This window comes from Phocoenobacter uteri, assembly GCF_900454895.1.
In the GTDB taxonomy this organism is placed as follows: Bacteria; Pseudomonadota; Gammaproteobacteria; order Enterobacterales; family Pasteurellaceae; genus Phocoenobacter; species Phocoenobacter uteri.
Window position 1 is genome coordinate 1,488,403 of the sequence record NZ_UGTA01000001.1, and the last position, 18,948, is coordinate 1,507,350.

At 36.0% G+C, this 18,948-nt stretch carries 18 protein-coding genes and 1 riboswitch; of the genes, 11 read left to right on the forward strand and 7 right to left on the reverse strand.

Annotated features, from left to right (window positions below):
* Positions 1-2 precede the first annotated feature (2 nt).
* On the reverse strand, positions 3-287 hold the full coding sequence (locus tag DYE60_RS06795) for a YfcZ/YiiS family protein (RefSeq protein ID WP_115315877.1): 285 nt from the start codon (positions 285-287) through the stop codon (positions 3-5).
* A 261-nt stretch (positions 288-548) separates the two neighbouring features.
* On the opposite strand from DYE60_RS06795, the gene DYE60_RS06800 reads away from it, so the two are divergent.
* The 5 genes from DYE60_RS06800 to secB all read left to right on the forward strand — a co-directional run bounded on the left by DYE60_RS06800 (position 549) and on the right by secB (position 6,335).
* On the forward strand, positions 549-1,934 hold the full coding sequence (locus DYE60_RS06800; RefSeq protein WP_115315878.1) for an outer membrane protein transport protein: 1,386 nt from the start codon (positions 549-551) through the stop codon (positions 1,932-1,934).
* Positions 1,935-2,129: 195 nt separating this feature from the next.
* Positions 2,130-3,785 carry a putative transporter gene (locus tag DYE60_RS06805; protein ID WP_115315879.1) on the forward strand — a complete coding sequence of 552 codons (1,656 nt, stop codon included), beginning with the start codon at positions 2,130-2,132 and terminating at the stop codon, positions 3,783-3,785.
* A 153-nt stretch (positions 3,786-3,938) separates the two neighbouring features.
* Entirely contained in the window at positions 3,939-5,237 is a 1,299-nt protein-coding gene (gene tig / locus DYE60_RS06810) for a trigger factor (protein WP_115315880.1), read from the forward strand.
* A 104-nt stretch (positions 5,238-5,341) separates the two neighbouring features.
* On the forward strand, positions 5,342-5,791 hold the full coding sequence (locus DYE60_RS06815) for a rhodanese-like domain-containing protein (protein WP_115315881.1): 450 nt from the start codon (positions 5,342-5,344) through the stop codon (positions 5,789-5,791).
* A gap of 28 nt (positions 5,792-5,819) precedes the next feature.
* Positions 5,820-6,335, forward strand: coding sequence for a protein-export chaperone SecB (gene secB, locus DYE60_RS06820; protein WP_115315882.1), 516 nt, complete (start codon positions 5,820-5,822; stop codon positions 6,333-6,335).
* 96 nt (positions 6,336-6,431) lie between these two features.
* Here the strand turns inward: secB and prlC are convergent, their stop codons facing one another.
* Complete coding sequence (prlC, locus tag DYE60_RS06825) at positions 6,432-8,462, reverse strand: oligopeptidase A (protein ID WP_115315883.1); 2,031 nt, start codon at positions 8,460-8,462, stop codon at positions 6,432-6,434.
* Positions 8,463-8,667: 205 nt separating this feature from the next.
* On the opposite strand from prlC, the gene DYE60_RS06830 reads away from it, so the two are divergent.
* Complete coding sequence (locus DYE60_RS06830; RefSeq protein ID WP_115315884.1) at positions 8,668-9,762, forward strand: hypothetical protein; 1,095 nt, start codon at positions 8,668-8,670, stop codon at positions 9,760-9,762.
* A gap of 21 nt (positions 9,763-9,783) precedes the next feature.
* Positions 9,784-10,419 carry a hypothetical protein gene (locus DYE60_RS06835; RefSeq protein WP_115315885.1) on the forward strand — a complete coding sequence of 212 codons (636 nt, stop codon included), beginning with the start codon at positions 9,784-9,786 and terminating at the stop codon, positions 10,417-10,419.
* A 120-nt stretch (positions 10,420-10,539) separates the two neighbouring features.
* Here DYE60_RS06835 and DYE60_RS06840 read toward each other — a convergent pair whose 3' ends face one another.
* The 3 genes from DYE60_RS06840 to rluF form a co-directional block, all read right to left on the reverse strand.
* Positions 10,540-11,748: an SO_0444 family Cu/Zn efflux transporter gene (locus tag DYE60_RS06840; protein ID WP_172460378.1), complete on the reverse strand. Its 1,209-nt coding sequence runs from the start codon at positions 11,746-11,748 to the stop codon at positions 10,540-10,542.
* A complete protein-coding gene (locus DYE60_RS06845) occupies positions 11,741-12,073 on the reverse strand; it encodes an ArsR/SmtB family transcription factor (RefSeq protein ID WP_218563621.1) in 333 nt (110 codons plus the stop codon). Before DYE60_RS06845 ends, DYE60_RS06840 begins: the two co-directional genes overlap by 8 nt.
* A 235-nt stretch (positions 12,074-12,308) precedes the next feature.
* A complete protein-coding gene (rluF, locus tag DYE60_RS06850; RefSeq protein WP_115315886.1) occupies positions 12,309-13,205 on the reverse strand; it encodes a 23S rRNA pseudouridine(2604) synthase RluF in 897 nt (298 codons plus the stop codon).
* Between the two features lie 267 nt (positions 13,206-13,472).
* On the opposite strand from rluF, the gene DYE60_RS10340 reads away from it, so the two are divergent.
* Positions 13,473-13,787 carry an ORF6N domain-containing protein gene (locus tag DYE60_RS10340; RefSeq protein ID WP_245942688.1) on the forward strand — a complete coding sequence of 105 codons (315 nt, stop codon included), beginning with the start codon at positions 13,473-13,475 and terminating at the stop codon, positions 13,785-13,787.
* Positions 13,788-13,820: 33 nt separating this feature from the next.
* On the forward strand, positions 13,821-14,339 hold the full coding sequence (locus DYE60_RS10345; protein WP_245942689.1) for a hypothetical protein: 519 nt from the start codon (positions 13,821-13,823) through the stop codon (positions 14,337-14,339).
* 217 nt (positions 14,340-14,556) lie between these two features.
* Here DYE60_RS10345 and DYE60_RS06860 read toward each other — a convergent pair whose 3' ends face one another.
* Together DYE60_RS06860 and rluD are read right to left on the reverse strand one after the other, a co-directional pair.
* Positions 14,557-15,438 carry a DMT family transporter gene (locus DYE60_RS06860; RefSeq protein WP_218563622.1) on the reverse strand — a complete coding sequence of 294 codons (882 nt, stop codon included), beginning with the start codon at positions 15,436-15,438 and terminating at the stop codon, positions 14,557-14,559.
* 240 nt (positions 15,439-15,678) lie between these two features.
* Positions 15,679-15,820, reverse strand: a riboswitch (FMN riboswitch).
* A gap of 54 nt (positions 15,821-15,874) precedes the next feature.
* Complete coding sequence (gene rluD / locus DYE60_RS06865; protein ID WP_115315887.1) at positions 15,875-16,852, reverse strand: 23S rRNA pseudouridine(1911/1915/1917) synthase RluD; 978 nt, start codon at positions 16,850-16,852, stop codon at positions 15,875-15,877.
* Between the two features lie 120 nt (positions 16,853-16,972).
* Here rluD and DYE60_RS06870 point away from each other — a divergent pair, with 120 nt between their 5' ends.
* Together DYE60_RS06870 and tsaD are read left to right on the forward strand one after the other, a co-directional pair.
* Positions 16,973-17,749: an outer membrane protein assembly factor BamD gene (locus DYE60_RS06870; protein WP_115315888.1), complete on the forward strand. Its 777-nt coding sequence runs from the start codon at positions 16,973-16,975 to the stop codon at positions 17,747-17,749.
* 100 nt (positions 17,750-17,849) lie between these two features.
* Entirely contained in the window at positions 17,850-18,875 is a 1,026-nt protein-coding gene (gene tsaD / locus DYE60_RS06875; RefSeq protein ID WP_115315889.1) for a tRNA (adenosine(37)-N6)-threonylcarbamoyltransferase complex transferase subunit TsaD, read from the forward strand.
* Positions 18,876-18,948 lie beyond the last annotated feature (73 nt).

Here is an 18,948-nt window from a genome sequence, read left to right on the forward strand (position 1 = left end):
GATTAACGAGTAGATAATTGGAAAATCATTGCTTCTGCTTGGCAACTAAATTCAAAATCAGCACATAATTCATAACCATTTTCAACTTGTTTGATTTCACTTTTAATCACACAAGGATCAGATTCCGCCTGTCTTGCTTTATCAGTTAAATACGCAAGGGCTTCTTCGGCACGTGCTTTTGTTTCGTACACTTGGCTAAAATCAACGCTACGATCTTCGCCATCAATCACTGTACCCACATCAACACAACAACACACTTTGCTTTCTTCTGCTTGACACTCTGACATTTTTTTACCTCTTTGATAGTTAGAATTTATAACGGCATAAAGTTTACTGATTTATTGTTTTTGTTGCAATGAGAAATCAACGATTTATTTTTATTCAAATAGCATAGTAAGTGGTCTGAACAGTTACATAAATGTTGAAATAGCATTGCAAAATTTACTTTTGCCCCTTAGTATCGCACCACTTGAAACTCAACCCGTATTTAAATTTGTAAAAACCGGTAAAAATATTACCGCTTACTATTTTAAAGGAAAATATAAATTATGAAAAAAGTGACGAAATTATCACTCGCCGCAATACTTACCTTATCAGCAACAAACACCTTTGCCGCTGGTTTTCAACTTGCTGAAATCTCAACTTCAGGCTTAGGTACTTCATTTGCTGGTACAGCTGCAATCGCAGAAAATGCGTCTGTTGTTGCGACTAACCCTGCGTTAATGACAGAATTCTCTCGTGCACAGCTTTCTGCTGGGGGTATCTATATTGCCGCTAAAGTAAATATTAACGGTGAACTAGCCAACGATACCGATGCTTCTAATAAGAATATTGTCCCAAATGCTATCGTACCTAATTTTTATTTCGTCGCACCTGTAAACGATCGTTTCAGCGTTGGTGGTGGAATGAACGTCAATTACGGTTTAAAAACAGAGTTCAGTAAAAATTACGCTGCAGGATGGTTAGGTGGTATGACTAGCTTAAGCAGTGGGAACTTCAATTTCAGTGGTGCAATGAAATTAGGACACGGTTTTAGTTTCGGTTTAGGTTTGAATGCTGTTTACGCTGAAGCAGAATTAGATCGCTATGCGGGCGTCATTCCAAAAGCACTTTCTGGAAAATTAAAGCAAGCTCAACAACAGTTACAACAATCTCCAAAAGAAGAAGATAAACAAAAAGCACAGTTATTAGGAAAAGTCGCGGGGATCGCTGCGAATACACCTGCAACAACAAAAATCAAACATCTTGAAGGAAATACTTGGGGCTATGGTTGGAACGCAGGACTTTCATATAACTTAAATGAAAATCATCGTTTTGGTTTAGCTTACCACTCTGCTGTAAAACTAGATTTTAAAGGTGATTTTTCTAATGAATTACCAACAGCATTAAACAATGTTCCATTACCTCAAATTGCAGGCTTAAAACCAGCAACGAATGGCAAAAATAAAGCAGCAAAATTATCTGTCACATTGCCAGCATTCTGGGAGTTATCAGCTTATCATCAATTAACGGAGCAACTTGCATTACAATATAGCTGGAAACATACGCAATGGAGTGTATTTAAAGAGTTACTAGCGAAAGGAAGCAAAGGTGAAGAGCTTTTATACAAAGATGAGAAATTCTCTGATTCAAACCGTTATGCGATTGGTTTAACTTATAAAGCAATGGATAATTTAACCTTACGTACAGGTGTTGCTTATGAGCAAAGTGCAAGTAGAACGATGCCATCAATCGCTATTCCTGATACCAACAGAACTTGGTATAGTGTGGGAGCAACTTATCAAGTTACCCCTAACTTAACCACTGATTTTGGTTATGCGTATGTTTATGGGCATAAAAATAACTTTACAGAAGGGACAACAGCAGGCGGTTTAGACGTTAAATCTCGTGCTCACGTAAATTTAGTAGGATTAAACCTAAACTATAAATTCTAATTTATAAAAATATTTTTTGAAACGGTCATATTTTGTTAGTTTTTTGTAAAAACTTATGAAAATATGACCGCTTTTTTATTGCAAAAATGTAAAACTCATAATGAATATTCTATTTTTTGCGGTAGATCTAATTTTTTTATACTGATTTTTGTTACACTTGCTCTAGTTTTAACATTTTATCCGTAGGGGAAACTAATGAGTGAAATTGCAATCACGGTAAGTATCCTTTCTTTAGTTGCTGTTTTAGGACTATGGATTGGTAATTTTAAAGTCCGAGGGGTTGGACTCGGCATTGGGGGTGTATTATTCGGTGGGCTTTTTGTTGCACACTTTATGCAACAATACGGATTACATTTAGATAAACATACACTACATTTCGTACAAGAATTCGGTCTTATTCTCTTCGTTTATACTATCGGTATTCAAGTTGGTCCAGGATTCTTCTCTTCTCTTCGCCATTCTGGCTTAAAATTAAATGGTTTTGCTTTTCTAATTGTCGCACTAAGTGGCGTATTAGTAGTGTTGTTACACAAACTATTTGATGTACCACTTCCTGTTATTTTAGGGGTATTCTCTGGTGCAGTAACCAACACACCATCATTGGGGGCAGGACAACAAATTTTAGCAGAATTAGGCGGTGATACCGAAGTTATGGGGATGGCGTACGCAATTGCTTATCCTTTTGGTATCGTCGGTATTCTATTAGCGATGTGGCTAGTACGTATTATTTTTGGTATCAATGTCGATAAAGAAGCGGATGACTTCGACAAAAACCAAAATACGAAAAAAACAGGATTAAGCTCACTAAATGTTCGCTTAACGAATCCAAATTTACAAGGTTTAGCCTTAAAAGAAATCCCTGATTTTGAACTCCACGATGTTGTCTATTCTCGCCTTAAACGCGGCGGAGAAGAGTTGTTCGTACCAAAAGCAGATACAAAATTACTGATTGGCGATGTGCTTCATCTTGTAGGTGAATCAGCAACTTTACAAAAAATGAAACTTATTTTAGGTGAAGAAGCTGAAATGTCACTTTCTACCAAAGGTACACATTATCGTTCAGAGCGAGCTGTGGTCACCAATGAAAAAATCTTCGGGAAAAAATTACGTCATTTAATGCTAAAAGGTAAATATGATGTCATTATTTCTCGTTTAAACCGTGCTGGTGTGGAACTAGTACCAAACGGTGAAATGACCTTACAATTTGGGGATGTGTTAAATTTAGTGGGACGTGAAGATGATATCAAAACCGTTATGGCAATTATCGGAAATGCCCAACAAAAATTACAACAGGTTCAGATGCTACCAATTTTTATCGGTATTGGTCTTGGGGTGTTACTTGGTTCAATTCCACTTTATATTCCAGGTTTCCCTGTCGCATTAAAACTCGGCTTAGCAGGTGGTCCATTAGTGGTTGCCTTGATCTTGGCTCGTATCGGAAGCATTGGTAAACTTTACTGGTTTATGCCACCAAGTGCTAACCTTGCACTGCGTGAAATTGGTATCGTGCTTTTCTTGGCCGTCGTTGGATTAAAATCAGGCGGACATTTCCTTGAAACACTATTAAGTAGCGAAGGGATGTCGTGGATTGGTTTTGGTGTGCTAATTACATTCATTCCACTTATCGTAACAGGCTGTATCGCTCGTATTTATGGTAAAGTGAACTACTTAACCATTTGCGGACTGTTAGCTGGTTCAATGACTGATCCACCAGCATTAGCCTTTGCAAACGCAATTAAAGAAGAAAGCGGTGCATCAGCATTATCTTATGCAACGGTTTATCCATTGGTGATGTTCTTACGCATAATGTTGCCACAATTATTGGCGATTGCACTTTGGACTGTGGGCTAAGATCTCAACATATTAAATAGGGCTACAAATAGCCCTATTTTTTTGCTTTAAAAATATACTGTTGTTATTTTATTCCTAGACATTAAAGCTTGGGATCGTTACAATTACCACCTATTTATCCATTTTCTAACATACCGACAGAGGTTAAATTTAATGTCATTTTCAATCGAAACAACTCAAGGCTTAGAACGCCGTGTAACAATTACTGTACCTGCTGATAAAATTGAAGCAGCTTATCGTCAAGAATTAAAAGGTGTTGCTAAAAATGCACGCATTGATGGCTTCCGTAAAGGTAAAGTTCCACACGCAATTTTAGAACAACGCTACGGTGCATCTGTTCGTCAAGATATCTTATCTGACAATATGCAACGTGCATTCTTTGATGTAATCATCAGCGAAAAAGTAAACATCGCAGGTCGCCCAACATTCACGCCAGAAAACTACGAAATTGGTAAAGATTTCACGTTCTCTGCAACTTTCGAAGTTTACCCAGAAGTTGAATTAAAAGGCTTAGAAAATATCAAAGTTGAAAAACCAGTAACTGAAATTTCAGATGCTGACATTGATAAAATGATTGAAGTATTACGCAAACAGCAAGCAACTTTTGCTGAAACAGCAGAAGCAGCAAAAGCTGACGACCGTGTAACAATCGACTTTGTTGGTTCTATTGATGGTGAAGAATTTGAAGGCGGTAAAGCATCAGATTTCGCATTAGCAATGGGTCAAGGTCAAATGATTCCAGGTTTTGAAGATGGTATCGTTGGTCACAAAGCAGGTGAAGAATTCGTTATCGATGTAACTTTCCCAGAAGAATACCACGCAGAAAACTTAAAAGGTAAAGCGGCAAAATTCGCAATCACTTTGAAAAAAGTAGAAGTAATGGAATTACCAGAAATCAACGATGAATTCGTTCAACGTTTTGGTAAAACTAAAACAGTTGCTGACTTACGTGAAGAAATCAAACGTAATATGGAACGTGAACTTAAAAATGCCGTTATTGCAAAAGTAAAAACTCAAGTAATTGACGGTTTATTAGCTGAAAACGAAATTGAAGTTCCACAATCAGCAGTTGAAGAAGAAATCGAAGTATTACGTAAACAAGCAGCACAACAATTTGGTGGAAACCCAGAAGTTGCAGCTCAACTTCCAGCAGAATTATTCACAGAGCAAGCTAAACGCCGTGTTCAAGTTGGCTTATTATTCTCAGCAGTAATTTCATCAAACGAAATTAAAGTTGACGAAGAAAAAGTAAAACAAACTATTGCAGATTTAGCATCAGCTTATGAAGATCCAGCAGAAGTTATCGAATACTATGCGAAAAACAAACAATTAACAGATAACGTACGTAACGTAGTTTTAGAAGAGCAAGCAGTTGAAGCTGTTCTTGCAAAAGCACAAGTAACTGAAACAGCTCAGTCATTTGACGAAGTAATGAATAAGCAACAAGGCTAATTCTCTAAAACATTAAGACGATAATCTTACGTTTTAACAAGCGGTTACTTTTAGAGAAAAATTTACTAAAAGTAGCCGTTTTTTTATAATTACAGAGAGAAGTTATGGATTCAACATTAATTCAAGAAATTCAACAATTCACCTCAAACCATACTGTTATGGTCATTGCTTGGTTTGCATTACTAATCGCATTAGTAATGAATATTTATCAAGGCTTAACCAGTAAGTTTAAAATCATCAATAATGCTGAAACAACTCGCTTAATCAATAAAGAAGAAGGCGTTGTTTTTGATTTACGCACCGACGATGAATTTAAACATGGGCATATTATTGATAGTTTACATGTTTTACCTTCGGATATTAAAGGTAAAAACATTCACTATATTGAAAAATACAAAGCACGCCCAGTTATTTTAGTTGATACAAACGGTATGACATCAAATGCGAGTGCAGCATTATTAACTAAACAAGGTTTTGAAAAAGTTTACGTTTTAAAAGATGGTATCAGTGGCTGGCACGCTGAGAAGTTACCTTTAATTAAAAAACACAAATAATCCCATTATTAACAAATAAGGAACGACTATGTCTGAAGAAAATCAAGTAGCAACAGAAGAACAAAAAGAAGAGCAAACCTTTGATCTTCAAATTCAACGTATCTATGTAAAAGACGTTTCGTTTGAAGCACCAAATCTTCCTACCATTTTTCAACAAGAGTGGGAACCTGAATTAGGTTTTGAGTTAGACACAGAAACCAGAGAATTAGCGGAAAACCTTTACGAAGTAACGTTACACCTTAATGTTCAAACTACAATGAAAGAGTCAAAGGACGTTGCTTTCATCTGTGAAGTGAAACAAGCCGGTGTATTCACAATTAGTGGTCTTGAAGGTGTGCAACTTGCACATTGTTTAGCCGCTCACTGCCCTAATATTTTATACCCTTACGCAAGAGAACTTATTTCAAGCCTTGTAAATCGTGGTACATTCCCAGCTCTTAACCTTTCTCCTGTAAACTTTGATGCTTTATTTATGGATTACTTAGAAAGCCAACAAGCTGAAATGGCAGCAGAAGAAGCAAAAGAAGAAAATACAATTAACTAATTGAGTTTCTTGAATATATTTAGAATGTAAGGGCGTACTCTGTACGCCCTTATTTGATCGTAGAACAGGACGTATGTAATACGCCCCTATCAATATTTACATAATTCCTTTATGACGCAATAACGCATCTAAGGTTGGTTTACGTCCTCTGAAACGCTCAAACAACACCATCGGCTCTTCACTTCCACCACGACTTAAAATATTGTCTAAGAAAGATTGCCCCGCCTCTTGATTGAAAATCCCTTCTTCTTCAAAGCGAGAGAATGCATCAGCGGAAAGCACTTCTGCCCATAAATAACTGTAATACCCTGCCGCATAACCACCAGCAAAAATATGGCTGAAACTGTGTGGGAAGCGATTCCATTTTGGTGCTTTTATCACAGAAACTTCATCTTTTACAGCGTGTAGCGTGTCTAACACAATATTTTCTCTTGGCTCGCTTAAATGTAAGCGGAAATCAAATAATCCAAACTCTAACTGACGAAGTACAAACATCGCTGCTTGGAAATTTTTCGCTTTTAATAATTGGGTTAATTTTTCTTTTGGTAATGGCTCGGCCGTTTCGTAATGCCCTGAAATAAAGGCAAGAGCCTCTTCTTCCCAACACCAGTTTTCTAAGAATTGGCTTGGTAATTCCACTGCATCCCAAGGCACACCGTTAATACCTGCTACATCGCCAACATCAATTTGAGTGAGCATATGATGAATACCGTGTCCGAATTCGTGGAATAAAGTCGTTACTTCATCGTGAGTAAATAAGGCAGGTTTATCGCCAATCGGCTTGTTGAAGTTACAAGTTAAATATGCCACCGGTTTTTGTAGTTCGCCATTGGCTAAGCGACGTTGATTCACACAATCGTCCATCCACGCACCGCCACGTTTGTTTTCACGTGCATATAAATCTAAATAAAACGAACCACATAAGCGGTCATTTTTATCAAAGATTTTGTAAAATTGAACGTCATCGTGCCAAACATCAACACCTTGTTGTTTTTCAATGCGTAAATTGAATAAGCGTTTCATTAGCTCAAATAACCCTGAAATTACTCGCTGTTCAGGGAAATAAGGACGTAATTCTTCATCGTTGATAGAGTAAAGTGCTTGTTTTTGTTTCTCGCTGTAAAACGCAATATCCCACACATTTAATTCCGTAATACCAAACTCTTTTTCAACAAATTGATACAGCTCTTGTAGCTCTTTCTCGCCCTGTGCTTTTGAACGAGTCGCTAAATCTTCTAAGAAATCAGTCACTTGTTTTGGACTTTCTGCCATTTTCGTAGCCAGTGAAAGTTCCGCATAATTATTAAAACCTAATAATTGTGCAAGTTCTAAACGTAATTTTAATTTTTCATCAATATTCGCAGAGTTATCCCATTTGCCTGCATTTACACCTTGATCCGACGCACGAGTTGCAAAGGCTTCATACATTGTTTTGCGTAACTCACTATTTTCACAATAGGTCATCACCGGCAAATAACTTGGGAATTCAAGGGTAAAGCGATAGCCCGATTTCTCTTTGCTCTGTGCTGATGCTTTCGCTGCTTCTAAAGCAGATTCTGGCAAGCCTTTTAGCTCGCTTTCATCTTCAATGATAATATCCCAACCCATTGTTGCATCAAGCACGTTGTTGCTAAATTGCGAACCAAGCTCCGATAAACGTGCTGAAATTTCGCCATAACGTTTCTGTTTTTCAGGTAATAAAGCAATCCCTGATAATTCAAAATCACGTAAACTATCGTTAATCGCTTTTTGTTGTGCGATAGAATAATTAGTAAACTCAGTACCTTGTTTTAATTTTAAATAACCTTGATATAACCCTTGATGTTGCCCCGCCCAAGTGCTGTATTCTGACAATAACGGCAAGCAAGATTCATAGGCTTCACGCCATTCAGGGCTATTTTTTACCGAGTTTAAATGCCCAACAGGCGACCACGCACGGCTTAATTTATCCCCTGTTTCTGACAACGGCATATAAAAACTATCCCAAGTTGGAGTTTCAATTTGAGCCACTCGCTCAACGGTTTCACGACAATCTTTGATTAACTGCTCAATCGCAGGTTTGATATGTTCTGCTTTAATTTTTGAAAACTGTGGTAGCTCAGTTTGTTGTAAAAGTGGATTTGACATTCTTGTTCCTTATTTTTTAGAAAGTGCTTACTAGATTAGGGTAATGAGAATAAATATCAAGGGAAAGCGGTTATATTTTTATGATTTTTTGTAAAAATTGTTATGGCAATAATATTGGAAAAATTCTGAAATCTTTTTTTAAAACATTGCACTACTGTTTTTTTTTGTACTATTTGTGCTTAATTTATTATACCAAGGAGTTCTTATGAAAAGTATTTATTCCATCATATGTTTTATCTTATTATTAACTTGTCAGTCTGCTTTTTCTCAACTATTTGAAGCAACGGGAATTGGTTCTACTGCTGATTTAGCAAAAAAAGATGCTGTAGCAAATGCCATTAAATTTAGCGTAGGCGAATTTTTAGTTAATAAAGAAGAATTAAACAACGATAAGTTTAGCCAAAAGGCAGTGAGTTATTCCAATGCTTATGTCAAACATATTGACGTAAAATCTCAACAAAAAATCACCGATAATGAATATCAGGTGAGTGTCGCCGTAGATATTGAAAGCCAAAAACTTATCGGAGCATTGAAAGAGATGCAGATGGCGGTGATCGAAAATGCCATAGATTCCGATATTCTTTTAGAGGCTGTAAATCATTTTGATGCACAAGATTTAAATAAAAAAAGTGGCGAAGATTTTGATGCTTTAGTCAATGAGTTATTAGTTAAGCCTATTCAGGAAAATAAGGAACTGATCAATATTAAAATTTTAGGAAAGCTTACCCCTATCAAACCCAAAGAAAATTCAAATACTTTTCCGCTAGAATTAAAGTTAGAGCTCACACCTTCCAAAGAATATATTGCTGGATTTGAGCGTATTGTTAAGGAAATGAAAGCCAATAAAGGTGATTTAGCCACTATTTATGTACATAATTTGAACTGGAATAGTGATAGACCTTCAAGGGAGTATAAAGTTGAATCTAAAAAATTTCAGAGAATGAGAAAAGCGCTAGATAACGCTTTTTATTCTTCTGACAATTATTATAGAAGCTTACTTATTGAACTATTAGATAAAAATAAAGAGGTTTATAAGGCTATTCTACTAGGGGCTGATGAGCTCCGATTTATAGAGAATAAAAGAAATTCTTCTGTAAAAGAAAAACTATCGAGATTTTCTAATATAAAAGAGAGCTCTTTACTATTTCTAGATTCCCGCCATGCGCGATATTTTACAGGATCTGCAAAAGTATCTTCAACTTTAAATCTTACTAAAAGTGATATTCAAGATCTAAAAGGAATAAAAATATATTTTAGTAATTGTGATAACCGAAACAACCCAATATCTTGTTTAAATTAAATTTATTTACTAGGAGAAAAAATGAAAAAACATATTTTATTAAGTATTGCATTATTAGGTATGACACCTTTTACAAATGCAGAAGAAACAACAACAGTTGAAACAATACAAAATAACACTGTTGAAGTTGTTGATAGTATTACAGGGGTTACTTATGAATTAAATGATAATGGTGAATTTGCACGTATTCGTTCTTCTGGTGAAGCAGAACTAGAGTTTGGGGATCGTAAAGATATTCGTATTGCTACTCAAAAAGCGACCCTTAGAGCAAAAGCAAATATTGCAAAATTTTTATCAGAAAGAGTCACTAGTGATGAAGTAATGGAAGAAATGACTAAAACTGCTGCAAACTCAAAAAATAAGGAGAAAGAAGTAACGAGAGAAAATGTTTCTACTTATACTGAAACTATTAAAAATTCGGCAGAAGCTTTATTAAGAGGGGTTATTACTGTTAAAAATGATATCAATAAAGCAGAACATTATGTGCTAGTTGAGGTAGGGATTAGCCCTAAAACCTTAGCTGAGGCATCTTTTATCAAAGAGAAATTAGCAGATGATGAATCTAAACAAAACTCGGAGAATAATGCTTTAAGTTCAGAGAAAAAATCACAACAAAACAGAATAATTAAAAAAGTAAAAAATTATGATAATTTTTAGTTTTAAATAATTATTTAGACGTATTCTATATACACTTACAAGCGGTCTAATTTTTAAAACAATTTGCAAAAAATAAAAAGCCTATAACAATTCATTTGCGTTATAGGCTTATTTTTTTAATTAAGAAATAGCACAACTTTTTGTTTTATTTAAGAATTTTCTGACATAAAGCACATATGCCATTAAAAGTAATAAAATAATGCCACAAATTGCTGATAATGACGTAATTGCCATTGTATGCTCTTGCATTGCTTGATTTCTTAATCCAACGTGGAAGAAATCGGCTAAATAGTCAGTAAGCCAGCCAAAAATGAAGCTCACAGAAATTAAACAGCTTAAATAAATCACCAATACGCGTTTACCTAGTTCTTGTTTAACAATCGCCAATGTTGCCACGTTGGTAGCAGGACCTGCCAATAAAAACACTAAAATCGCCCCAGGTGAAACGCCTGCAAAGAGTAATCCCACCGCTAATGGCGTGCTAGAGGTCGCACAAATATACATCGGCACGCCCATTAACGCCATAATCACATAAGCATAAGAACTTGCCCCCCAAGTTTCTAAAAAAGAGGCTGGGATAAAGGTCATTATCGTCGCAGAAATAAGCAAACCGATAAGCAACCACATTGCCGTGTCATTGACTAAATCAATAAAGCTAAATTGAAACCAGTTACGCAATTTTTGAGCTAAAGAAAGTGAGGCTTGCGATGTCTGTTTAGAAGCACAACAGCTTTTCTTCGATTGTTCCGCTTGCTTAGAGGCACAACAACTTACTTTTGTAATTTTAGGCTGTTCTTTTTTATGACTACAACAACTTTTTTTCGGTGCATCTTCTATTTTTTCTGCTTTTTTATGGCTACAGCAGGATTTTTCTTGATGAGAAGGTTGTGATGAAATTTCTTCGCTTTCAGACTCTTTACGTTCAAAAAACATTACCGTTAAACCAGTAATGATCGCTGTTGTTACCGCCGCAATCGGACGCACCACCGCCATAAAAGGGCCTAATAAGGCATAAGTCACGGCAATAGAATCTACTCCCGTTTCAGGGCTTGCAATCAAGAATGAGGTAGTTGCCGCTTTTGATGCTCCAGCACGACGTACACCTAATGCAACAGGGATCACGCTACAAGAACACAACGGAATTGGGGCACCAATTAGAGCACCTTTTATTACCGCAATGATATTCTTACTTCCCAAATGCTTATGCAATAAATCAGAAGGAACGATAAATTTTATCAATCCTGAAATTAAGAAACCAAATAAAAGCCAAGGTGCTGACTCAAAAATCAGCATAAAAAAGTTTTGCGTAAAAAGAGTAATATTATTCATAATGGCTTTCCTTGTGAGTGGCTGAAATACATTCATTGGCGTGAGCAAGCATAGTGTCTAATAAAAGTGCAACGTGCTGATCCGCCAATGAATAACAAATATATTTTTCATCCCGTCTTTTTTTGACAAGATTCGATTCAAACAAAATTTTCAAGCGGGCAGAAATCGTCCCTATTTTGGCATTTTCTAATTCTGCTAATTCATTTACGCAGTGTTCGCCTTGCCTTAAATGGATCAATAATTTCAAACGAGCTGGATCGCCCAACGCATTAAACATCTTTGCCGTGCGTTCTAATTCTACCGAATTGGGTAAGTGACAATTCATTTTTTATCCTTATAAAAATCTAATATTCTATAAAACGATAGAATATTAGAATGATAGAAACCTAAAGTCAATTAAAAACGTGCAAATAATTGATAAAATTTAACCGCTATAAATAATTAAAGAAAGGATTTTTGATTGCAAAAAAGAAATGAATAATGCTTTTATGAGACTAAGCCACTGACAACGGATAAAGCTATCAGTGGCTTATCGGTATTTTTATTACACCAAATTATCGCTATCGAGAACGACTAAATTTCGGCTTAAAACGTTTTTCCGTACTTTGATCTTTTCTAAATGTTTTATTTTTACTTGGTGTATTTCTATTGGACGCATTTCTATTTGGCGTATTTTTATTGGACACTCTTCTTGGAGCAACATTTTTATGCGACACTTTATCAATAATATCACTGGTTTTCTTAGAGGTTGCCACTAATTTATTGATTTCCGCCATCTCTTTTGCGGTTAATTCACGCCATTCGCCCGTTTTTAAACGGTCTAAACTCACATTCATAATTCGCACGCGTTTTAATCTTTGCACTTCATAGCCCAAATATTCACACATTCGACGAATTTGTCGGTTCAAGCCTTGAATCAAAATAATTTTAAACACACGATCGCTGATTTTTTCCACTTTACATTTTTTGGTAACCGTCCCCAAAATCGGAATACCGTTTGCCATTCGTTGAATAAAGCGATCATTGATCGGCTTATCAACAGTCACCACATATTCCTTCTCGTGATTATTCCCTGCACGCAGAATTTTATTCACAATATCGCCGTCATTCGTCAAAAAAATCAACCCTTCCGACGGTTTATCTAAACGTCCAATCGGGAATAAACGTTGTGAATGCCCCACAAAATTCACAATATTATCTCGCTCTTTGCTGTCAGTCGTACACACAATCCCAACAGGCTTATTCAGTGCAATATAAAGCGTTTTGGGCTTTGCTCTTAACGGTTTACCATCGATTTTCACAATATCACCTTCAAACACACGATTACCTAATTGCGTTTTTTTACCGTTAATCGTCACACGCCCCTGCTCGATAAATTTCTCCGCTTCTCGGCGAGAGCAGATTCCCGTGCTACTGATATATTTGTTTAAATTTATTGACTCTCTGTTCTGTTCCATAATAAAAAATAAGCTAGAAATAATTTAATGCCGAGAATAATAGCATATTACCTCTTTTTATGTGCGGTCTATTTTTGAATATTCTTTGGCTATTTTGGTAAATTCTTCCTAAAAAATGACCGCTTTATTGAAGATAAAAAATGCGATGAGGATCGCAAAAATAGAAAAATTATCTTTTTAGCCTTTAGTTATACTGTAATCAGAAATATTTAGCATAATTTGAGATCACAAATTGTGATCTCCAAATTTAACACTAAGGATAATTTGATGAATGAAATCACAGAATATTTTGATATTAAATCAAAAATTTACACAATTAGAGAGAAGCAGGTGATGTTAGATAGGGATTTAGCGTTGCTATATCGCGTAGAAAATAGAGCTTTAAAGCAAGCAGTAAAAAGAAATTTAGAAAAATTTCCTAATGATTTTATGTTTATTTTAACTGAAAATGAAGTTGATTTAATGGTGTCACAAAATGTGATACCTTCACGACAACACTTAGGGGGAAGTTTGCCCTATGCTTTTACAGAGCAAGGTGTATCAATGCTTAGCTCTGTATTAAAAAGTAAAATAGCCACCTAGATCAGTATCAGTATTTTTCGGGCTTTTGTTCAAATGAGAAAATTTATCTCTCAAAATGAAACTATTTTTAAACGTATTGAAGCACTTGAACAAAACCAACTGACTACTAACACTAATATAGATAAAATTTTCAAAGCCCTAGAAAGCAAAGATCACCTTCAACAGCAAGGTATTTTCTTTAATGGTCAAATTTTTGACGCCCATAAATTTGTCTCTGATCTAATCCGCAAAGCACAAAATAATATTGTTCTCATTGATAACTATATTGATGATTCAACCCTAACTCTTTTTCAAAAAAACCAAAACGTAAGCGTCACAATTTACACCTATTCAATCAGCAAAACCTTAAAACTTGATTTAGAAAAATATAATCAGCAATATAAAAAAATAGAGATTAAAACCAATAAAAATTTTCACGATAGATTTTTAATTATTGATGATAAAGAGATTTACCTTATCGGTGCGAGTTTAAAAGATTTAGGCAAAAAAGTGTTCGGGTTTTCATTGTTAAAAGATATAGATGTAAATTTTTATAAAAAACTGACCGCTTAATTAAATTTTAATAATCATAAATATTGTAGGAAAAAGGCATACATTATCCTTTTTTATATTTAATTAAATTCAGAAATTGTTAATCATTCTACATTCGTCAAAATATGCTTTTACGCCACAAAATAAATGCTAGCAATTTTCCACAAGCGGTCAGATTTTTCTCTAAATTTACAAAATGTGTAAATTCTTAAAATAAAATGACCGCTTGCTTATTGTCTTACAACTGCTCTGCTATCTCTTTCTTATTTTTCTCAACGCGAGAAACAATAGTTACCGCAAAAATTATCAATAATGCGCCAATCCATAATTCACCAGGTGGTAAGTAACCAAAAACTAACCAACCAGCTAAAACATTAAATGGTAGTTTTAAGTGATCAAAAGGTTGCACAAAAGAAGCGTCAGCAAGATTGTAGGATTTTGCGATAGCAAATTGTGCTAATGCAGTAACAATACCGAGTAAAATTAAAATTCCCCACGTTGTTGTATCACTTGGAATGAGAATATGTGAGTAACCAAATAAATAGTTCACAGGCAATAATAAAACCAATAAATACGCCACTATCGTCAGTGGATTATCATCTTTTGAAGTGTATTTTGTGATTAACGAAGCAAAAGACCAAAAGATCGCCGCTGTAATCGGTAAGAACGCGTAAAGATTAAAATCATCGGACCAAGGCGAAAGAATAATAAAACCGCCGAATAAACCAACCAATGTTGCAATATAACGTGCTTTACTCACGTCTTCTTTGAGGAAGATACCTGAGCCAATGGTTGTGAAAAGTGGTGATAGCATCACTAAAGCGATAGCTTGCCAAATCGGAACATAAGCTAGTCCGTAAGTCCAAAGTTGCACACCAAATACGGAAAGTGCAACACGCACAAAATGCAATAGACGATGTTTAGAATTTATGGCGTTTTTACTGCCTTTTATTCCTAAAAAAGGGATGATAAAAATGAATGCAAGTGCATATTGAAAGAAAGCAATCGCTGACGGATCGAGGGTTTGACTAAGATATTGCACACTAGTGTTTGAAACAGCAAATAAAATGCCTGCAATAACCATAAATAACCCGCCAAGTAATTGGGTACTTATTTTCATAATGAGTCCTTATATAATATAACGTATAAAATTTTATGGTTTTATCCATAAGCTTAATGCGATTTTATCTTTATATTGTTAAGGCGTACGTGAGGAAGGATAGACTTAATTCTCCCTTTGTTAAAAGGAAAAAAAATAAATCATATCGAACAAAAATGCCTTGAAACCGTTAGATTTCAAGGCATTAAAAAAGCATACAGAAAAACACTTGATAAAAACCAAGTGTTGTATTTCTATTTGTTTTTTCTTCTTCCATCCAGACTTTAACTGTCGGTATAAGAATTTCACTTATTCCTGCGTTGTAATTATTCTTGATAAATAACGACTCAGCTCGTGGACTATAACCACCGATCGGGAATTTCACCCTGCCCTGAAGATTAAATCAGTGCGAACTCTAAAATTATTTGCTTAAAAAGTCAATATGCTCTTTCTATTTCTAATAATCTAAATCATCTTTGTACAGTTCGTAATCTTTTTTCAATGCTTCCACTAATTCCACAAAATCATCAGGTAATGGAGCGTGCCATTCCATCACCTCTTTGGTAATAGGGTGTTCTAAACGTAGCATTGCCGCGTGTAATGCTTGACGTTGGAAGTTACGTAATACCGTTAAAAACTCCTCGCTTGCCCCTTTTGGTGGACGTGGACGCCCGCCATAAACCTGATCCCCTAAAAGTGGGTGGGCAATATGTGCCATATGGACACGAATTTGGTGCGTTCTACCCGTTTCTAAACGCAAACGTAAGCGGGTGTAATTACGGAATTTTTGCATAATGCGATAATGCGTCACCGCAGGCTTACCCATTGGGTGAACCGCCATTGCAATACGCTTCGTTGGGTGGCGAGCCATTGGTTCATCAACTTTGCCCCCTTGTGTCATCACACCACTTGCAATAGCTTCATATTCACGGGTAATACGGCGTTTTTGCAAGGCTGCGACTAAGTGTGTTTGAGCTGGAATGGTTTTAGCTACCACCATTAAACCTGTCGTATCTTTATCCAAACGATGTACGATTCCTGCACGCGGTACTTCAATAATCGCTGGGTAATGATGTAATAATGCGTTTAAAACCGTACCGTCAGGATTGCCCGCACCGGGGTGAACCACAAAGCCTTTTGGTTTATTGATAACCAAAATATCGTCATCTTCATAAACAATATCAAGTGGAATATCTTGTGCTTCAAAGCGAACTTCATCTTCCATTTCAGCGAGAATTTCAATTTCCTCACCACCAAGCACTTTTTCACGTGCTTTATTTACTATTTTACCGTTTACTTTTACTCGATCATTATCAATCCACACTTTTAAACGAGAGCGAGAATAATCAGGGAAACTTTGTGCGAGGGCTTGATCTAAGCGACAACCGATCAATTCTGCTGAAATCTCGGTTTTTAGGGTAATTTCTTGTGCCATTTAAGTATTTATTTCCAATTTGTTGTTTTATTAAGTGATGTTCTATAAAATAGGCTAATGAACTTAGCGAATAATAGCAAGTCTTATTCACATTATACATTAACTTTAGGTAAATTTATTATGCGTCAATTAAAATCATTAGTTTCAATCGTTATTGCAGGGCTTTTTATTGCAGGTTGTTCTAGTTCAAAAGATGATATTAAAAATCTTCCGTCACAAAAACTATTTGAACAAGCTCAAACCTATCTTAAAGAAGAAAATTATAGCTCTGCCGTTCGCTATTTAGAGGCCGTTGATGGACGTTTTAGAGAAGGTCAATACAGAGAGCAAACTCAATTAGATTTAATCTATGCATACTATAAAATGGCTGAATATTATCAAACGATTGAAATGGCTGATCGCTTTGTTCGCAGTAATCCATACAGCGATAAAATGGATTATGTGTACTATATCGTCGGCTTAGCTAATGTACGTTTAGGTGACAATTTTATTCAAGATTTCTTTAAAGTAAATCGCTCTTCTCGTGCAGTAAAATCGGTGCGAGATGCTTACGGTACTTTCCAAGTACTCGTGCAACGTTTCCCAAATAGCCAGTATGCAGCAGAGGCTCAACAATGGATGATTTACTTAAAAAATCGCTTAGCAGAACACGAGCTTGAAATTGTAAAATATTATCAAAAACGCAAAGCTTATGTAGCAATGGCAAACCGTGTAGAAGAGATGATCCACTACTATCCTGATTGTAAAGCAACCGTTGATGCGTTGCCATATTTACAAACAGCGTTTGAAAATATGGGCATTCAAGATTCAGCCCAAAAAACGGCAGATTTAATTAAATCAACCAAAGAGCAAAAATTTGAAACACCAAAACGTCCAGAATATCGTGAAGAATTTTAAGCGGTCAAATTTTTAAGCTTTTTTACCAAATTTTTATTTACACTCCCCCTCTTTTAGCAATGAAAGAGGGCGTTTATTTTTTAGGAATAATCAACTAACAATGCGAATTTTAGGAATTGAAACCTCGTGCGATGAAACCGGCATCGCCATCTATGATGAACAAAAAGGGCTAATTGCCAACCAGCTTTATAGCCAAATTGAAATGCACGCTGACTACGGTGGTGTTGTACCAGAACTTGCCTCACGAGATCATATTCGTAAAACCTTACCTTTAATTCAAGCAGCTCTTGATGAAGCGAATATTACAGCAAAAGAAATTGATGGCATCGCTTACACGGCTGGTCCTGGATTAGTTGGCGCATTATTAGTAGGCTCAACGATCGCTCGCTCATTAGCCTACGCTTGGAATGTGCCAGCTTTAGGTGTCCATCATATGGAAGGACATTTACTCGCCCCAATGCTAGAAGAAAATCCCCCTAAATTTCCTTTTATTGCATTATTGGTCTCAGGCGGACACACCCAACTAATCAAAGTCGAAAAAGTAGGAAGCTATGAATTATTAGGCGAGTCTATTGATGACGCAGCAGGTGAGGCATTTGATAAAACAGGTAAATTACTTGGATTAGACTACCCTGCGGGTGTAGCTTTATCTAAATTAGCCGAACAAGGCAATCCTGAACGCTTTAAATTCCCACGCCCAATGACGGACAGACCAGGATTAGATTTCAGTTTTTCCGGTTTAAAAACCGCCACCGCTAACGAAATCAATAAACAAATAGCCCAACAAGGCGAGTTAGACGAACAAACCCGTTGTGATATCGCCTATGCATTCCAAGATGCTGTTGTCGATACGTTAATGATCAAATGTCGCCGAGCATTAAAACAGACAGGTTATAAGCGCTTAGTCGTTGCAGGTGGTGTAAGTGCAAACAAAAAATTACGCCACAATCTTGCCGAATTGATGAAAAAACAAAAAGGCGAAGTGTTCTACCCTCGCCCTGCATTTTGTACTGACAACGGTGCAATGATTGCTTACGCTGGTTTCTTACGCCTTAAAAAAGGAGAACAAACTGATTTAAGCATTAGCGTAAAACCACGCTGGCCAATGGTGGAATTGAATAAATAACTGATAGTAGATACCAATTAGATAAATCAAAATAGAAATCATTGTAGCTGTGATAAGAAAAATTATTACCATA